Source organism: Sorangium sp. So ce363 (genome assembly GCF_051520435.1).
GTDB classification, from domain to species: Bacteria; Myxococcota_A; Polyangia; order Polyangiales; family Polyangiaceae; genus Sorangium; species Sorangium cellulosum_B.
Genome location: NZ_CP150333.1, coordinates 4,908,267 through 4,924,158, shown reverse-complemented (window position 1 = coordinate 4,924,158; position 15,892 = coordinate 4,908,267). Strand labels below are relative to the sequence as shown.

The 15,892-nt window shown below is 71.0% G+C and carries 11 protein-coding genes; 6 read left to right on the top strand and 5 right to left on the bottom strand.

Annotation, left to right across the window (positions count from 1 at the left end; translation table 11 throughout):
• The first annotated feature begins 63 nt into the window (after positions 1–63).
• The 5 genes from WMF12_RS18690 (at position 64) to WMF12_RS18670 (ending at position 7,662) form a co-directional block, all read left to right on the top strand.
• Positions 64–1,128: a hypothetical protein gene (locus WMF12_RS18690; protein ID WP_437872931.1), complete on the top strand. Its 1,065-nt coding sequence runs from the start codon at positions 64–66 to the stop codon at positions 1,126–1,128.
• On the top strand, positions 1,125–2,141 hold the full coding sequence (locus tag WMF12_RS18685) for a zinc ribbon domain-containing protein (protein WP_437872930.1): 1,017 nt from the start codon (positions 1,125–1,127) through the stop codon (positions 2,139–2,141). The genes WMF12_RS18690 and WMF12_RS18685 overlap by 4 nt, the downstream gene beginning before the upstream one ends.
• A gap of 203 nt (positions 2,142–2,344) precedes the next feature.
• Positions 2,345–2,875: a pyridoxamine 5'-phosphate oxidase family protein gene (locus WMF12_RS18680; protein WP_437872927.1), complete on the top strand. Its 531-nt coding sequence runs from the start codon at positions 2,345–2,347 to the stop codon at positions 2,873–2,875.
• Between the two features lie 152 nt (positions 2,876–3,027).
• The gene (locus WMF12_RS18675) at positions 3,028–4,125 is read left to right on the top strand and encodes an AI-2E family transporter (protein WP_437872926.1); all 1,098 of its coding nucleotides are present in this window, start codon (positions 3,028–3,030) and stop codon (positions 4,123–4,125) included.
• A gap of 45 nt (positions 4,126–4,170) precedes the next feature.
• Positions 4,171–7,662 (top strand): ATP-binding protein, encoded by a 3,492-nt coding sequence (locus WMF12_RS18670; protein ID WP_437872925.1) that lies wholly within the window; start codon positions 4,171–4,173, stop codon positions 7,660–7,662.
• Positions 7,663–7,870: 208 nt separating this feature from the next.
• Here the strand turns inward: WMF12_RS18670 and WMF12_RS18665 are convergent, their stop codons facing one another.
• The 4 genes from WMF12_RS18665 to WMF12_RS18650 form a co-directional block, all read right to left on the bottom strand.
• The gene (locus WMF12_RS18665) at positions 7,871–9,421 is read right to left on the bottom strand and encodes a tetratricopeptide repeat protein (protein WP_437872921.1); all 1,551 of its coding nucleotides are present in this window, start codon (positions 9,419–9,421) and stop codon (positions 7,871–7,873) included.
• Between the two features lie 58 nt (positions 9,422–9,479).
• Positions 9,480–10,844, bottom strand: a complete 1,365-nt coding sequence (locus tag WMF12_RS18660; RefSeq protein WP_437872918.1) for a hypothetical protein — start codon at positions 10,842–10,844, stop codon at positions 9,480–9,482.
• A gap of 81 nt (positions 10,845–10,925) precedes the next feature.
• Positions 10,926–11,684: a hypothetical protein gene (locus tag WMF12_RS18655; protein ID WP_437872917.1), complete on the bottom strand. Its 759-nt coding sequence runs from the start codon at positions 11,682–11,684 to the stop codon at positions 10,926–10,928.
• Between the two features lie 125 nt (positions 11,685–11,809).
• Positions 11,810–12,685 (bottom strand): DNA-formamidopyrimidine glycosylase family protein, encoded by an 876-nt coding sequence (locus WMF12_RS18650; protein ID WP_437872916.1) that lies wholly within the window; start codon positions 12,683–12,685, stop codon positions 11,810–11,812.
• A 167-nt stretch (positions 12,686–12,852) separates the two neighbouring features.
• Here WMF12_RS18650 and WMF12_RS18645 point away from each other — a divergent pair, with 167 nt between their 5' ends.
• Complete coding sequence (locus WMF12_RS18645) at positions 12,853–14,112, top strand: AgmX/PglI C-terminal domain-containing protein (RefSeq protein ID WP_437872914.1); 1,260 nt, start codon at positions 12,853–12,855, stop codon at positions 14,110–14,112.
• A 58-nt stretch (positions 14,113–14,170) separates the two neighbouring features.
• Here the strand turns inward: WMF12_RS18645 and WMF12_RS18640 are convergent, their stop codons facing one another.
• Entirely contained in the window at positions 14,171–15,772 is a 1,602-nt protein-coding gene (locus WMF12_RS18640; protein ID WP_437872913.1) for a PAS domain-containing protein, read from the bottom strand.
• Between the last annotated feature and the right edge of the window lie 120 nt (positions 15,773–15,892).

Here is a 15,892-nt window from a genome sequence, read left to right as displayed (position 1 = left end):
GACCGATGGTGGCGCGCGCTTCGTGCCCTGGGCGCGATTGTCGGCCGCGCGCCCCCTTCCCTGTTGACGCCGCGTCCCCCGGTGCGGTTCTCTCGGGCGCCGGTGCAACTCGAATGTGAGACCTGCGGCGCCTCGCTGCGCGTCGAAGCGGACCAGCGTACCGCGGTGTGCCCCTACTGCGCCTCGCCGTCGGTGGTGGAGCGGCCGCCCTCCCATGATCGGCCGTCGCCGCACTTCGTCGTGGGGTTCACCACGACCCGGGAGAGCGCGCAGGGCGCGGTCAAGGCGTGGCTGGGAAAGCGGAGCTTCTTCGTGCAGTCCAGCGTCAAGACGGCGACGATCGACGCGATCCGCGGCGTCTACACGCCCGCCTACCTGTACTCGGCGATGGCGCAGACGCGCTACGCGGCGCAGATCGGCGAGGACTACCAGGAAACCGAGACGTACACGACGACCGACGACAAGGGGAACAGCGTCACCCGGACGCGCGTCGTCACGAGAACCGAGCACCGGCACCTCGAAGGCCAGCACGCGACCTACGTCATGGACGTGCTCGTCGTGGCGTCTCGCGCCGTCCCGAACGCCGAGCTCGAGGCGATCGAGCCGTTCGACCTCCGCACGATGCGGCGCTACACGCCCGCGGTGCTCAGCGGCTGGATCGCCGAGGAGCCGACGATGACCCAGGCCGAGTGCTACGGCCTCGCGCGGCGGGAGGCGCTGGAGAAGATCGGCCGCGACCTCTCGGGCTTCATGCCCGGAGACAGCCACCACGGCCTGACGCACGAGACGCGCCTCGACCGCGAGACGCTCGAGCTGCTCTATGTGCCGCTCTGGGTGCTCGCCCTGCGGCACGACCCGCAGAAGCCGCCCTTCCGCGTCCTCATCAACGGCCAGACCGGCGCGATCCACGGCAAGGCCCCCCTCTCCTGGATCAAGATCGCCCTCGCCGTCGTGCTCGTGATCGCGCTGATCGCGGCGCCGTTCCTCCTCGCCGCGGCGCGCGACCGGGGCCGCGATCCGGCCGAACGGCGCGGCGCCGCGCGGCCGCCCGCCCCCGCCGCCGCCCCCGCGCCGACCGAGCGCGTCCGCCCCGGGAGCAGCCCCACACCGACCGGAGGGACGCGATGAGCGCGAGCATGGACGTCGCCTCGGCCACCACGAGCGCCACGGGGCCGTGCTGCGCGCGCTGCCAGGGGCCGCTGGAGCCGGGGGACCTGCGCTGCGCCGTCTGCGGCCTCGCCGCGCCGCAGGGCCGCGCCCCGGCCCCGCAGGCGGTGCAGGTGCTGCGGTGCACCGAGTGCGGCGCCGCGGTCTCGTACTCGGCCGAGGCGCAGGCGCCGAAGTGCCGCTTCTGCGGCGCCGTCACGCGGATCGAGCAGCCGGTCGACCCGATCGATCAGGCCGACTGGCTGCTCCCGTTCGGGGTGCCCCCCGATCAGGCCGATCAGGCGCTGCGGCGGTGGATGTCGACGCTCGGCTTCTTCCGGCCGTCGGATCTCTCGCGCGCGGCGACCGTGGAGGGGCTGCGCCCGATCTGGTGGGCGGGCTGGCTCGTCAGCGCGGACGCCGTGGTGAGCTGGACGGCGGACTCGAACGCCGGCGCCCGGCTGAGCAGCTGGGCCCCGCACGCCGGACAGACGCAGCTGCCGTTCCGCAACCTGCTCCTGTCCGCCTCCCGCGGGCTCTCGCTCGACGAGGCCCGGGAGCTCGCGCCGTACTTCCGGCTCGACCGGGCGGTGCCTGCCGCGCACCGGACAGAGCAGCAGCTCGGCCCGCCCGACGCGGTGCTGGAGCAGTTCGACGCGCAGCGCTCGGCGGCGCGCAAGATCGTCAGCGAGCGGATCGCCGCCAGCGCGGAGGACGCCCTGACGCGAGGCGTGATCCCGGGGTCCACGTTCCGCAACGTGCACGTGGCGGTGCTCCTGCACGCGCTCGAGACGCGCCGGCTGGCGCTGCCGTCGTACGTGCTCGCCTACCGCTACAAGGGGCGCAGCTACCGCGCCGTCGTTCACGGTCAGGACGCGAGCCACGTCACAGGCACGGCGCCCATCGCGTGGGGCAAGGTGGCGCTGGTGGTCGCCGGCGCGCTCGCGCTCCTCGTGCTCGTGATCGGGGCGCTCGTGCTCGCCCGCGCAGCGTAGCTTCGCCCGCCCTCGGTCCTCTCCCCTCCCCGCTCCCCCAGCTCCAGCGCTGCGCGGGCGCAGCGGGCCGCGCCAGCCGCTGTGGCGGAATGCCTCGAACGCACGCTCGGTGCGGCACGGCAGAGCCATGATCCGCGCCCTCCACCCCGCGCCCGGCCATGGTCCGGATCTCGCACTGAGGCCCGAGCTCGATGGAGGAAACCATGGAAACTGGATCGCGGGAGAAGCTGCTGGAGATCCTCAAGAAGTTCCGGACTGCCATGCTCGTCACGCACGCCAGCCAGGGGGCGCTGCGGGCGCGTCCGATGGCGCTCATGAAGGTCGACAGCGACACCGGGGACGTCTGGTTCATGACGAGCATCGACTCGGGCAAGGTCGATGAGATCGAGTCGCAGCCGGAGGTGAATGTGACCCTCCAGGAGGGGCGCCGCTTCCTGTCGCTGTCGGGCCGCGCCTCGATCGTGCGGAGTCGGACGAAGATCGAGGCGCTGTGGTCGGAGGAGGCGAAGGTGTTCTTCCCGCAGGGCAAGGACGATCCCTCCCTCGCGCTCATCCACGTGAGCCCGCGCGAGGGCGAGTACTGGGACAACGAAGGCGCGGCCGGGCTCAGGTTCCTCGTCGAGGCGGTCAAGGCGTACGTCACCGGGACGACGCCGAAGACCGACGCCGCCCAGCACGGCTCGGTGCCGCTGAACGGCGGGCAAGTCGGCGATGCCCGGGTGTCGGCGCGATAGCGATCCACGCCGTCGCGCCGCGGCTCGGGGCGGGACGGAGCGTGGCGCATCCCTTGCTCTTACTCGAGGAGGCTGCGCCGCGCTCCGCTCCACCGGAGCGGAGGTGACGCGAGAGCCCGTCAGCAGCGAGGTTGGGCATGGGGATCTTCACGATGTCTCGTCGAGCTCAGATGATCGTGGTCGCGGCGGCGGCGGTCGTCGTCATCGTGGGGCTGCGCTACGCGGAGCCGTTCCTCGTGCCGGTGCTGTTCGGCGTCGCGCTCGCGGCGATCTCGTCGCCCATCGCGACCTGGGTGACCCGCCGCGGGCTGCCCGCGGCCCTAGGGGCGCTGGCCGCGCTCGTGGTCGATCTGGCGATCCTGGTCTTCGTCGGGGCGGTGGTCACCATCGCCGGGGTGGAGCTGGAGGAGAAGGTGCCGGTCTACCTGGTCCGGATGTCCTCGATGACCGAAGCGCTCGCCGTGACGCTCACGGAGCGCGGCTTCCCGGTGAACCCGGAGTTCCTCTCGCGCACGCTGCACACGGCGTCCCTGGTCCCCCTCCTCGGCGGGGCCGCGGTCACGGTCGCCAGCGCGGCGTCGAGCCTCGGGGTGGTGCTCCTCGTCGTGTTCTTCGCGCTCTGCGAGGGCGCCGGCGCGGGCGCGAAGGTGCGGCGGCTGCTCTCGACCCCTGCGCGCGGCCTCGAGCACGTCGATCGCATCGTGCGGGAGGTGAAGAAATATCTCGTGGTGAAGACGCTGACGAGCCTGCTCGTCGCCGTCCTCGCCTATGTGCTCCTGGTCCTCCTGGGCGTGGACCTGGCGCTCCTCCTGGCGTCGAGCCTGTTCGTCCTGCACTTCATCCCCAACATCGGCGCGGCGGTCGCGACGATCCCGGCCGTGCTCGCCGCGCTGGCCAGCCAGGGCCCCGGCACCGCGGCCCTCGTGGCCATCGGGTACCTGCTGATCAACCTGCTGGTGGGCAACGTGCTCGAGCCGCGCGTGCTGGGGCGGACCCTGGGCCTGTCGCCGCTCGCCGTCCTGATCGGCATGCTCTTCTGGGGCTGGCTCTGGGGGCCGGCGGGTGCGCTGCTGTCGGTGCCCATCATGATGGTCGCGAAGATCACGCTGGAGAACGTGGAGGGGCTGTCTTGGATCGCGCGCATCATGGAGCCCGCGCCCGAGGAGCCCGAAGCGGCGCCCGTCAGCGGCGAGCCGGCGCCGAGCTCACTGCTGCGACCGAGCGTCGCGGGAGCGCGGAGATCCGGGTAGCGATAGGCGATCTCGTGCACCAGGTCTTCTCCCGAAGATCTGCCCATGTCCACGAGCCTCATCTCGAGCACGAAGCCGCATCAGCGATCGGAGAGCGAGCAGGCGCTGCCCGCGAGCGCCGATTTCCGCGCCATTTTCGAGGGGATCCCGGGAAATTACGTCGTGTTCCGTCCGGATTTCACGGTCGTTGCCGTGAGCGATGCCTATCTCCGGGCTGCGAACATCCGGCGCGAGGAGTTCCTGGGTCGCCACATCTTCGATGTCTTCCCGGACAATCCGGACGATCCGCACGCGACCGGCACGAGGAACCTGCGCGCCTCGATCGAGCGAGTGATCCAGATGCGCGCTCCGGACAGCATGGCCGTGCAGAAATACGACATCCCGCGCCCTGAAGAGGAGGGAGGCGGCTTCGAGGAACGGTACTGGAGCGCCTTGAACTCGCCCCTCCTGGGGCCGGATGGCACGGTCGCGTACATCATCCACCGCGTCGAGGACGTGACCGAGTTCGTCCAGCTGAAGCAGCGCGGGCTCGAGCAGTCCCGGCGCACGGAGGAGCTGAAGACGCGGGCGGAGCGGGTCGAGGCCGAGGTCTTCCTCCGGGCGCAGGAGATCCAGCGCGCGAACGAGCAGCTCCGCATGGCGAACGAGCAGCTCAGCCGGCTCGACGAGCTCAAGACCAGGTTCTTCTCGAACGTGAGCCACGAGTTCCGGACGCCGCTCACGCTCATGCTCTGCCCGATCGACGAGCTCCTGACCAGCGCGCCCGGCGGCCTCACGGACAGGCAGCGCGAGCTCGTCGAGCTCGCGCGCCGCAATGCGCGGCGGCTCCTCAAGCTCGTGAACACCCTGCTCGACTTCGCCCGGATCGAGGCCGCCCGGATGCAGGTCTCCTACGAGGCGCTCGACCTCTCGGCGCTGACCGCCGAGGTGGCGAGCGCGTTCCGCGCGGCCGCGGAGCGGGCGGGGCTCCGGCTCGTCGTGGACTGCCCGCCGCTCCCGGAGCGCGTCTACGTCGATCGCGAGATGTGGGAGAAGATCGTCCTCAACCTGGTCTCGAACGCGTTCAAGTTCACGTTCGAGGGCGAGATCGCGATCGCGCTCCGGTGGGGCGGCGACCACGTGCTCCTCGAGGTCCGCGATACGGGGACGGGGATCCCCGCCGACGAGCTCCCCCGGATCTTCGAGCGCTTCCACCGGATCCAGGGGGCGCGCGGGCGGAGCCACGAGGGCTCCGGCATCGGCCTCGCGCTCGTGCGGGAGCTTGTCCGGTTCCACATGGGCGACGTCCAGGCGACGAGCGAGGTCGGTCGTGGCAGCACGTTCACCGTCCGCATCCCCGCCGGATCCGCGCACGTGCCTGCGGAGCGCATCGGCGCCGAGCGGGAGCTCGGCATGACGGCCGTGACGGTCCAGGCGTTCGTGGAGGAAGCGTCGCAGTGGGTCTCCGGGCCCGCGCCGTCGGCGGAGCTGCCGCTCGGGTCACCGGCAAGCGCGGGAGACGAGCGCCCGGCGGAGGGCCCGGCCGGCCACGTCCTGCTCGTCGAGGACAACCCGGACATGCGGAGCTACCTCCGGGACGTCCTTGCGACGCGGTGGACCGTCGAGGCCGTCGAGAACGGCGAGGCGGCGCTCTGCGCCGCGCGCGCGCGCGCGCCCGATCTCGTGCTCACCGACGTCATGATGCCCGGGCTCGACGGGTTCGGCCTCCTCCAGGCGCTGCGCGCCGATCCGACGACACGGCTCGTCCCCGTGGTGCTCCTCTCGGCCCGATCCGGGGAAGCGTCGCGCGTGCACGGCGCCGAGGCGGGCGCGGACGATTACCTCGTGAAGCCGTTCTCGGTCCGCGAGCTGCTCGCGCGGGTCGGCGGTCGCATCGAGATCGCCAGGCTGCGCCGCCAGGTCGCCGAGGACGTCGAGCGCCTCCGCGAGAGCGAGCAGCGCTTCCGCTCCCTCGCCGACTGCGCCCCCATGATGATCTGGATGTGCGGGCCCTCCGGAGGGTGCGAGTACGTCAACACGACGTGGCTGCGCTTCACGGGGCGCTCCCTCGACGAGGAGCTGGGGGACGGCTGGCTCGACGCGGTCCACGCGGAAGAGCGCCCGCTCGTCGCGAGCGCGTGCGCCGAATCGATCGAGACGCGCGAGCCGTTCACGCTGGAGTGCCAGATGCTCCGCCGGGACGGCGAGAGCCGGTGGGTCGTGACGCAGGGCGCCCCGCGCTTCGGCGCCGCCGGAGCGTTCCTCGGGTTCGTCGGCTCGTCCCTGGACATCACCGAGCGCAAGCGCAGCGAGGACGCGCTGGCCGACGCGGATCGCCGGAAGGACGAGTTCCTGGCCATGCTCGGGCACGAGCTGCGCAACCCCATGGCGCCGATCTGCGTGGCCGTGGAGCTCCTCCGGCGGCGGAGCCGCGGCGGGCCGCCGGACCAGCACGTCGAGGTGATCGCGCGGCAAACGAGGACCTTGATGCGCCTCGTGGACGATCTGCTCGACGTGTCACGCATCACCCGGAGGAAGATCGAGCTCCGCAAGGAGCGGGTCGACGTCAAGGCCGCCGTGACGCGCGCCGTGGAGTCGACACGCGAGCAGATCGAGGCGCGGCGGCACCAGATCCGGCTCACGCTGCCGACGGCCGCCGTCCACGTCCTCGGGGACGCCGTCCGCCTCGAGCAGATCCTCGTCAATCTGCTCACCAACGCGTGCAAGTACACCGACCTCGGGGGCCACATCGCGGTGACGGTCGAGCAGCGCGGCGATCAGGTGGAGCTGCGCGTCCGCGACGACGGGATCGGTATCGCCAGGGAGATGCTGCCCCATGTCTTCGACCTGTTCCATCAGGCGGAGCGCAGCCTCGATCGGGCGCCCGGCGGCCTCGGTATCGGGCTGACCATCGTCCGCGATCTGGTCGCCCTCCACGGCGGGAGCATCGAAGCGACGAGCCCGGGGCTCGGGCAAGGCAGCGAGTTCATCGTGCGCCTGCCCGTCGCGGCGGACGAGCGCGAGCCCGCGGCGGCGGACGAGCGTGTGCCCGCGGCGGCGGGCGAGCGCCTACCTGCCGCGGCCGTCGGGGCGACGTCCGCGCCCTCGAAGAACGCAGAGCAGCCGTCTCCGGCGGCGAGGAAGCTCCGCGTCCTCATCGTCGAAGACAACGTGGACGCGGCGAGCACCCTCGCCGACGCCTTGCTGGCCCTCGGGCAAGAGGTGTGGATTGCCGGCGACGGCCCGAGCGCGTTGAAGGCCGCGGCGGAGCATCGGCCCGATCTCGTGCTCCTCGACATCGGGCTTCCAGGAATGGACGGCTACGAGGTGGCGCGGCGCCTGAGGGAGGCTGAGCTGTGCTCGGGCGCGCTCATCGCGCTCACGGGGTACGGGCAGGCGTCGGACCGCCGCCGCGCCGAGGCGGCAGGGTTCGACGCCCACTTCGTCAAGCCGATGTCGCTGGATGCGCTCGCCGGGGTCGTCGACGCTGCCGCGGCGTCCGGAGCCCGTCAGGGCGCCGCGGACGGCGCCGGCGCGAGCCCCAAGACGCGCTCGTGACGGGCGCTCACGTGACAACCCATGCACGAGGCGACCCGGCCGGCGGAGCGATGATCACGATGCCCTTGGGCGGGTGCTTACGCGCGGGGCCCCAGGCCCACCCCGCGGGGCAAACACCCACCACCGTGACCTGCCGAGATCTCCATGGAGAAGGGGCCTCGCGCAGCAGGGCCTGTGGCCGGAGGCGGGCCTCCTGCGCGCGCTGTCGCTAACCGTTGGACAAGTCCGCTGACGAAATGGTCTCCAGCCCGTGCAGAGCCTCCTTCAGCTTGGCAGCCGCCGTGGCATTGATCTCTTCAAGGACGCCAATCCCCTCGCGCACGAGCGCCAAGCCGTGCTCGGCTTGCCCTTGTACGGCTTCCACTATGCCAAGCATCATAAGTGATATCGCTCGGGTATTCTTGACTCCGAGCTCTTCACTGATCTTCAGAGACTCGCGCCATAGTTCTCGCGCTTCTACAAAGTTGCCCTCAAGGCACAAGATGTTGCCGAGCTCGCGAAGCACCGCCAATCGGCACGTCGCGCTTCCCATTTTCTCGCTGAGCTTCAGCGATTCATCCAGCAGCTCCCGCGCCTCGGAATGGTTGCCCTGTCGAATCGCGAGCGTCGCGAGCCGATGCAACGAGGCGAATCGAACGATCAGATCCCCGAATTTGTCGCCGAGCGCGAGCGACTCGCGAGCCAGCTCTTGCGCTTTCGCGTGGTTACCCATGCGGTCCTCGATGAACGACAGCTCGAGCAGCGAGACGGCCCGTCCCACCTGATCTCCGAGCTCCTCGATGAGCTGCAACGATTCTCTTGCCAGCTCTTGCGCTTTCGCGTTGTCGCCAAGGCCCCCCTCGATACTTGATAGCTGTTGCAAGGATGCCGCACGGCCACCCTGGTTTCCAAGCTTCTCGAAGAGCCCCAGTGCGCCTTGCACGAAGCGACGCGCGGTGGCCAGATCGCCTTGGAGGATATAGACCTGCGCGACTTCGTTGAGGAGTACAGCGCCCATGGTGGCATCGTTGGTCGCTTCGCAGAGCTTCAGCGCCGCGTCGAAACGCGCGAGCGCTTGGGTGAGCTCTCCGCGTACCACCAGCAGCACCCCATCCACGTGCACGCGTCGGGCATCGTGGACTCGGGCGTCTGGGTGCTTCATGTCATATTGTGCGAGCAAGTCGGCCGCTTGGTCGACATGGCCGGAGACAGCGGCCTCGTGCGCGAGCGACAGCAGATCCTTCGGTATCCTCGTCGTATCTGCGCCGAGATGGTGCGGTGCGACGAACGACGCAGTCGGTGAGAGGATCGCTTGATCCAAGATCGGATTCATCGCCTCCCCTGGCTCCTCGGGGAGCCAGAGCCCGGCGAAGTCGCAGAAGTCGGGCGCATCCCGCTGCAGCGCCAGCGCCGCCGCGGGGTGGACCACGACGACCCAGGGCAGCGCGAACCGTCGCGCGAGCTCGTCCCGGTGCACGTTGAGCGCGGCGCAGATCCTGGCGGCATCGTCCGACTCCTCGAGATGCGTGAGCATGAGCACCGAGGTCTCCTCAGGAGATGGGCACGCCTCCTCGAGAAAGGTGCGGATCGGCCGAGCACCGACGGAAGTGAGCCTCGCGACGCACAGCTTCGGCACCGCCGCGCTCGTCGCTGCGGCGAGCGCCTCGCGCTGCACAGGCCGCCTGACCTCCACGACGGTGAGCATGAAACCTCCTCCGACAGACCAGTCGAGAAAGCGCCGGTAGGCGGCCCCGCGCTCCGGTCCGAGGATGCGCTCCAAGTCGCCGGACTCTTCGGGCGCCGCTTCACCGCTCGGCGCGGCGGGCCGCTCTGCTGCGCTAGCGGCGGAGGATGTCGTCCCGCGCATTCACGAACTCCGGGATCTCGGCCACGAGCGGGTGGACGTCGTACCAGCCATCGCCGTTGTACTTGAACGCGAGCCGGTGGAAGAGCACGTCCATGCACGCTTTGTCAGGGAAAATCTGCTTGTCTCGGGCGAGCTTTACAAGCGCGTCGAGCCAGCCATTCGCGTTGATGAGATCGCGCATCCGCTGCCTCCGCAGCGCCACTGCCCGCTCGACGTCCGCCCTGGCGATGACCGCGCCGTTCGCCATGTACGCAGACTGGCTGACGAGATCGAGCAGCTCCCGCACCGCCCCACCGCTGGCTGCGATCAGGCGGTCGCGAGCCTCCTGCTCCGGGATCACCGTGTCGAGATCCATCCGGAGCGAGAGAGCCTGTTCCATCAGATCCCGGCCGGGACCTTCGAAGGCGTCGTACTCCTGGTCCTGCCGTCGCAAGCGCACCGTGTAGAGCACGTGGCAGCTGTACAGCGTGTCGAGCTGGGCCGACTTCGGCTGGAGCAGGAGGCTGATCGGCGGCGTCAGCAGGAGGTTCGTGCGGAGCTCACGCATCCTGTCCGCGCCCTGCACGAGGAGCCGATCGATGACCTCGGGCTCATAGCGGTCCAGATTGTCAATGATCACCAGGAGATCGCGCTCACCGAGGAGCCCGCGCGCTGCGTCGAGCAGCTCGTTCACACTCTGCAGCAGGGTGCCGGGATACTTGCGCAGCACCTGCTTGACCTCCGTACGATATTCGCTTTCCTGCTTGAACAGCGCCTTCAGGGAGCCGAAGAGGCTGCCGATGAACGGCAGCTCCGCCTTGAGCTCCACCCCAGCCGCAGCTTCGGCGTTGTAGTTCTGCGCCCACTTGGTCGTGCGGACGACCTCATCGAACCATCCCGTCACGCGCTTAAGCAGGTCCGCCGGCAGCGGTGTCCCCCGCTCGCGCATTCTCTGCTCGACCGCCAGCGCCATGTTGAGCAGCAGATCCTCCGCCTCGATACGAAACGGATCCATCTCGACGGTCGCCTCGATGTACACCGGCTCGTACTCGTTGCTCAACCGTTCGGTCAGCCGGAGGATCTCGGTGCTCTTGCCCGCTCCACGGTGACTCACGAAGGTGGCGTGAACAAACTGGCCTTCGGGTCGCCATGTGAGCTCTTTTTCCAGCGCCACCATGGACTGATCGCCGCGCGCCAACGAGAAGTCCTGCCAGCGTGGATCGTCGTTCGGAAGCGGCACGTCCGGGTCGCTGTTGCGCACGAGATCCCGGAGCGTCTTCGCTGGAGAAAGAAGGGAGACAGCACCGCGGGCGAAGGGAGCAAGAAGGGAGGCAGGACTGCGGACGAGGTTCGACATAGGTGCCAGGGCTCCGGGCGCCAGCGTAGTCCAAGATGCCGGCGGAGGCACAAGAGCGGCAGAGCGCCGCCCCCGAGCCCGTCAGGGCGCCGCGGACGGCGCCGGCGCGAGCCCGAAGACGCGCTCGTGACGGGCGCTCACGTGGCAACCCATGCACGAGGCGACCCGGCCGGCGGAGGTCACCTGGCCCGCGGTCGTGACCGTGCCGTAGACCCAGCCCGCGTCGGTGCCGGGGGTGTCCGGCGCGACCTTGAGCACCACGTAGGCGCCGGCGAGGCGCGACGCGCGGTAGACGCGATCGCCGTCGCGCAGGATCGGATCGAAGTGATCCGCGGCGTCCGGCGGGGTGGCGCCGGCGCCCGGGAGGGCGGCCGCCGCGCCGTCGTCCACCAGCTCTGGGACAAAGCTCTCCTTGACCAGGACCTGCCCGACCGGCTGGGCGACGGGCGCCTGTCCGTCGACGAGCGGATAGCGATCGCGGTGCTTGGCGAACACCGAGTAGAGCTTGCGGGCGTGGCCGCCGTCCTCGGCGGCGCTCATGCGGACGCGGCCGGGCAGCGGCATCCGGCACAGCCAGGGCGCCCAGCGGAGCTCGTCGTCGACGCGCCCCCAGGGCTTGTAGTCGCGAAAGGCGGCGGCGATGAGCGGGGCGAGGCGGGGGTCGATCTCGGCCTCGGCGGTGCCCGTCTCGGGCGGCGAGCCCGGCGCATTCGCCGAGGAGGAGGAGACGGGGGCCGGCGGGGGCGTTGCGCTCCCGGCGTCGTCCGGGGTGATGGGCTCGTCCAGGGCGTGGCTGCACCCGGGCGCGAGCGCGAGGAGCAGGAGCAGGGTGAGGCGCATGGAGCGGATCGTACGATCGGAGCGCCGGAAAGGTCTGCCAGGCAGCACGGTTGCGCGCGCCGCGCGATCGCCGGGGGTGCTGGCGTTCGCGCACGCGCCGCAGCGCGGCCCGCCGGCGGCCGAGGTCACGGCACGGACGGAGCAGGCCCGGCCGGCGGCGGCGCGGCGCGGGTCGGCTGGCAACGGGGACAGAAGTAGGTCGACCGCATCATCGTCCCCTGCCGGCGCATCTCGATCGCGGCGCCGCAGTCGTAGCAGGCGTACCCCTCGCGGCCGTACACGCTGACTGGCCTCCTGCGGTCTCCGCCGGCGCGCGTCGTGCGAGTGGTCATGTAATGTGCGGTCGGCCCACGGTACGCGCTGGCTGCGTTTCGCGGCTCGACGTTGGCTTGAAGGAGGCGGCGGCCGACGTCGAGCATCGCGGAGAGCTCCTCGTCGGAGTACACCCGGACCGGGGCGAAGGGGTCGAGCCGCGTCCGGAAGAGGAGCTCGCTCTTGTAGATGTTGCCGATGCCGGCGACGACGCGCTGGTCCATGACGGCGACGCCGAGCGGCACCTCGTCGAGGGCGCGCAGGCGGCGGAGCGCCTCGGTGGCGTCGAAGGCGTCGCCGAGCAGATCCGGACCGAGGCCGCCGAGGAGGCGATCGCCGCGCAAGGCGCTCGCGCGGAGCAGGCGCGCGACGGGCGCGCGGAAGCAGACGGCGACGTAGCCCGGGACCGCGAGGATGGCCGACGCCGTCGCCTCGGACCGCCTCCAGCGCTCGCCCTCGCGGTAGAGGTGCCAGGCCCCGCTCATGCGCAGGTGTGTGTGGAGCACGGTCCCCTCGTCGAAGAAGATCAGCAGATTCTTGCCGCGCGCCTCCACGCGCTCGACGCGGCGGCCGACGAGCCGACGGCACGGCTGGTCGCTCCGGGGCAGCTCCAGCGCGACGACGGGCGCGCCCGTGAGCGCGGGGCCGAGGGCGGCGGCGATGCGGAAGAGGGTGTCGCCTTCAGGCATGAGCGGTGTCCGGAGGCTCTGGTGCGGACCGGCCGGATCGCAAGGGGCACGAGCGGAAGAGTCAGGCCCTCACCGCATCGCCAGCCTCGTTTCGCGCTCGCCTGAACATGGTTGCTCCCCTCCTCGGTTCGCGGCAGTCGAGCGTCGCGACCATGGAGAACCCCTCGATGTCTCACCCGACCTGGTGCCCCGTCGTCCTGCTGGCAGCGTCGCTCTGCGCGTGCGCCGCGCCTGCGCCCCCGCGCGCGCGCGCGTCGACCGAGCGTCCGATCGCCGTGACCGTGGCGCCCGCGGCGCCGCCCGTCGCTCCGGACGAGCCGCCCGACGCAGCCTCGCCGCCGGAGGTCGAGATCCGAGGCCACCAGATCCTCCTGGACGGCCGGCTCGTCGGCGACGCGAAGAGCATCGCCGAGCTCGGCCGGTTGACCAAGGTCGATGAGCTGTTCGTGCAGCTGGAGGCGCGCCGCGCCCGCGAGAGCGACCGCGGCGCGCCCGCGCAGGGCGAGATCGCCGTCGTGGCGGACGAAGCGGTCGCCTGGATCGTCATCGAGAGCGTCTCCCGCACGGCGGCCTTCGCGGGCTACCCCGTGGCGCTGCTGCGCACCGGCGTGGGCGGGCTCCGTTTCCGCGCGCCCGTGCCCGGATCTCCCGGTGAAGACGCCTCGGAGCCGCCGTGGCTCGAGATCGCCGTCGATGTCCGCGAACGTGACGTGGAGGTGAGCCTCTTCGAGCTGACCGTCGCTCCGCCGAGCGCCTCGGAGGGCGGCGGCTTCGTCCGGACGCTCGTGAAGCGCGAGGTCGTGGGCCCGCAGCGGGAGCGCGCCTCCGCCGCGCTCGCGGAGCTCGCCGAAGCCGCGTGCGCGAAGGCGCCGCGGACCTGCCTCGACCGCATCGGTCTGCGCGCCGTGCCAGGAGCGAGCCTCGCGGACGTCAAGGAGGTCGTGTCGACCACCCTCGCCCGCGCGCGGCAATGGAAGGAGCGACCGCCCGGCTCGAAGCCGGAGATCCTCATGCTCGGAGCCCTCCCCCGCGAAGGCCGGTTCACCGGCCCGAAAGGAGCGCCGCCCTCGTTTCGCGCGCTATCGATGGAAGTCTCGGGCCGGCTGCCACCCACGGAGATCCAGCAGGCCGTGCGCGCGCGGTTCGGTGGGCTGCGCAAATGCTACGAAGACGGGCTGCGCCGCGATCCCAACCTCGCTGGCCGGATCGCTGTGCGCTTCGTCATCGGCAGGGACGGCAAGGTGGCCGCCGTCACCGAGGGCGCTCTGCCGCCGGCCAGCTCCCCGCCGTCGGCCGCGAGCGCGCCCATGCCGGATCGCGCGGTCGTGAGCTGTGTCCTGCGCGAGTTCGAGAAGTTCACGTTTCCGGCGCCCGCGGGCGGCGTCGTCACGGTGGTGTATCCCCTCATGTTCTCGCCAGGCTCGTGACGCCGGCGCGATAGCGCAAGCGGCCGTCTCGCGCGGCGCGCGGACGGCTCCGCCGCGCTCAGGCCTTTCGATCCGCGCGCGCGCTGATCACATACCCCTTCCGCGCCAGCGCGTGCCGGAACCCGGCTTGCAAGTCCCGGTGCGTCGCGAGCTTGCCGAACTCGATGCCGAGCTCGATCACGGTGCGGGCGATGCTGGGCGAGGCGCCGACGACGCTGCACTCGGCCCCGAGGAGCCCCGCGGCGCGCGTGGCCTGGAGCAGGTGGTGGGCCACCGCGCTGTCGACCGACGTGACGCCGGTGATATCGATGATGACGAACTCGGCGTGGTGCCGCTCGACCGCGGCGACGAGCGACTCCACGAGCTGGGCGCCGCGCGAGCTGTCCATCTGGCCCACGAGCGGGACGACGAGGATGCCCGGGTGGATGGGGATGCTCGGCGTCGAGAGCTCCTGGATGAGCTCGATCAGCCGCCGCTGGGTCTCCAGGAGGATCGACTCCTGGCGCTGCGCGTCCTCGATCCTCTTGCGCTCGGTGACGTCCTCGATGAGCCCGAGGAGATAACGGCCCTTGCCCTTGGCGTCCTCCATGGGGATGAACCGGGCGCGGCCGATGCGGTCCCCAAAGCGCTTCGAGGGGACGCGGAGCTCCGGGACCTCGACCGGCACGCCCCCCGCGAGGACGCCGCGGCTCTCGGCGTCGATCTTCGCGGCCAGCGCCTGCGGCAACAAGTCGCTGGCGCGCAAGCCGATCAGCTCTCCTGGCGCGTGGCCATGGAACTCCTCGAAATTCCTGTTCACCCGCACATAGCGGAGCTCCGCCGCATCCTTGACGAAGAGCATGAGCGGGAGGTGCTCGACGATGCCGTCGAGGAGGAGGCGCGCGCTCTCGAGCGACGCCTCCGTCGCCCTGCGCTCGGTGACGTCGTCGTAGACCACGGCGACGCACTGATCTCCCACGGGGAAGGACCACGTCGTCATGACGCGCGTGCCCACTTCCTGGGGGAGGACCACCTCGCTCTCGTCGGTCTCGCCGGTGCGGATCAGCTCCGCCAGGCGCTGAGGAATGCCGATCTGCCGGAGGCTGGGGACGCTCTCGTCCATCGTCCGGCCGAGCATCGCCGCGGTGGGCCTGCTGGCGATCCGCTCGGCGGCGCGGTTCATGTAGACGTACCGGAGCGACCGGTCATCCTCCGGGGCATCGAGGGCGAGAAAGGTGCAGCCGAGGTGCATGGACTCGACCACCTGCGCGCACCGGCGCTGGTGCTCCCGGACCCAGCGCTCCCCCCCATCGACGAGGCGGAGCAACGCGCCGCGGCCGCCGCCGATCGTGCAGGCGAGCCCGCGAAGCATCCACCGCGGCGCGCCGCGGCCCTCGTCCGGGAGGTCGATCTCGGCTCGATCGACCTCGCCCGAGAGGATCGCCTGGATCCGGGCGACGTCGGCGGCCGCGGGCGCCAGCGACAGGAGCACGCGATCGCCCTCCGGCGACAGCGGCAGGCTCGGCGCCCCGAGCCCCCCGAGGAGACGATCGAGCTGCTCGTTCTTGCACAGGACGGCGCCCCGCGCGTCGATGACGAGCGCTGGGTCGTCCAGGGCCTCGATCAGGAGACGTGGATCGATGTGAAGCGTCTCTGCGCGATCTTCGGCTGTCGTGTGCACGCACCCACCCCGTGAGCCCGATGCGAGGGCCGATCGCGGCCCCGCTGCTGAACCGTCACAACCGGGCGCATCATCGCTCCGTTCTCGGGCTTCTGCACCCTCCGGGTGAGCACATCCGCC

Coding starts and splice junctions, on each gene's coding strand:
- WMF12_RS18685 (WP_437872930.1), top strand. CDS start 1,125: ATGAGCGCGAGCATGGACGTCGCCTCGGCCACCACGAGCGCCACGGGG.
- WMF12_RS18680 (WP_437872927.1), top strand. CDS start 2,345: ATGGAAACTGGATCGCGGGAGAAGCTGCTGGAGATCCTCAAGAAGTTC.
- WMF12_RS18675 (WP_437872926.1), top strand. CDS start 3,028: ATGTCTCGTCGAGCTCAGATGATCGTGGTCGCGGCGGCGGCGGTCGTC.
- WMF12_RS18670 (WP_437872925.1), top strand. CDS start 4,171: ATGTCCACGAGCCTCATCTCGAGCACGAAGCCGCATCAGCGATCGGAG.
- WMF12_RS18660 (WP_437872918.1), bottom strand. CDS start 10,844: ATGTCGAACCTCGTCCGCAGTCCTGCCTCCCTTCTTGCTCCCTTCGCC.
- WMF12_RS18655 (WP_437872917.1), bottom strand. CDS start 11,684: ATGCGCCTCACCCTGCTCCTGCTCCTCGCGCTCGCGCCCGGGTGCAGC.
- WMF12_RS18650 (WP_437872916.1), bottom strand. CDS start 12,685: ATGCCTGAAGGCGACACCCTCTTCCGCATCGCCGCCGCCCTCGGCCCC.
- WMF12_RS18645 (WP_437872914.1), top strand. CDS start 12,853: ATGTCTCACCCGACCTGGTGCCCCGTCGTCCTGCTGGCAGCGTCGCTC.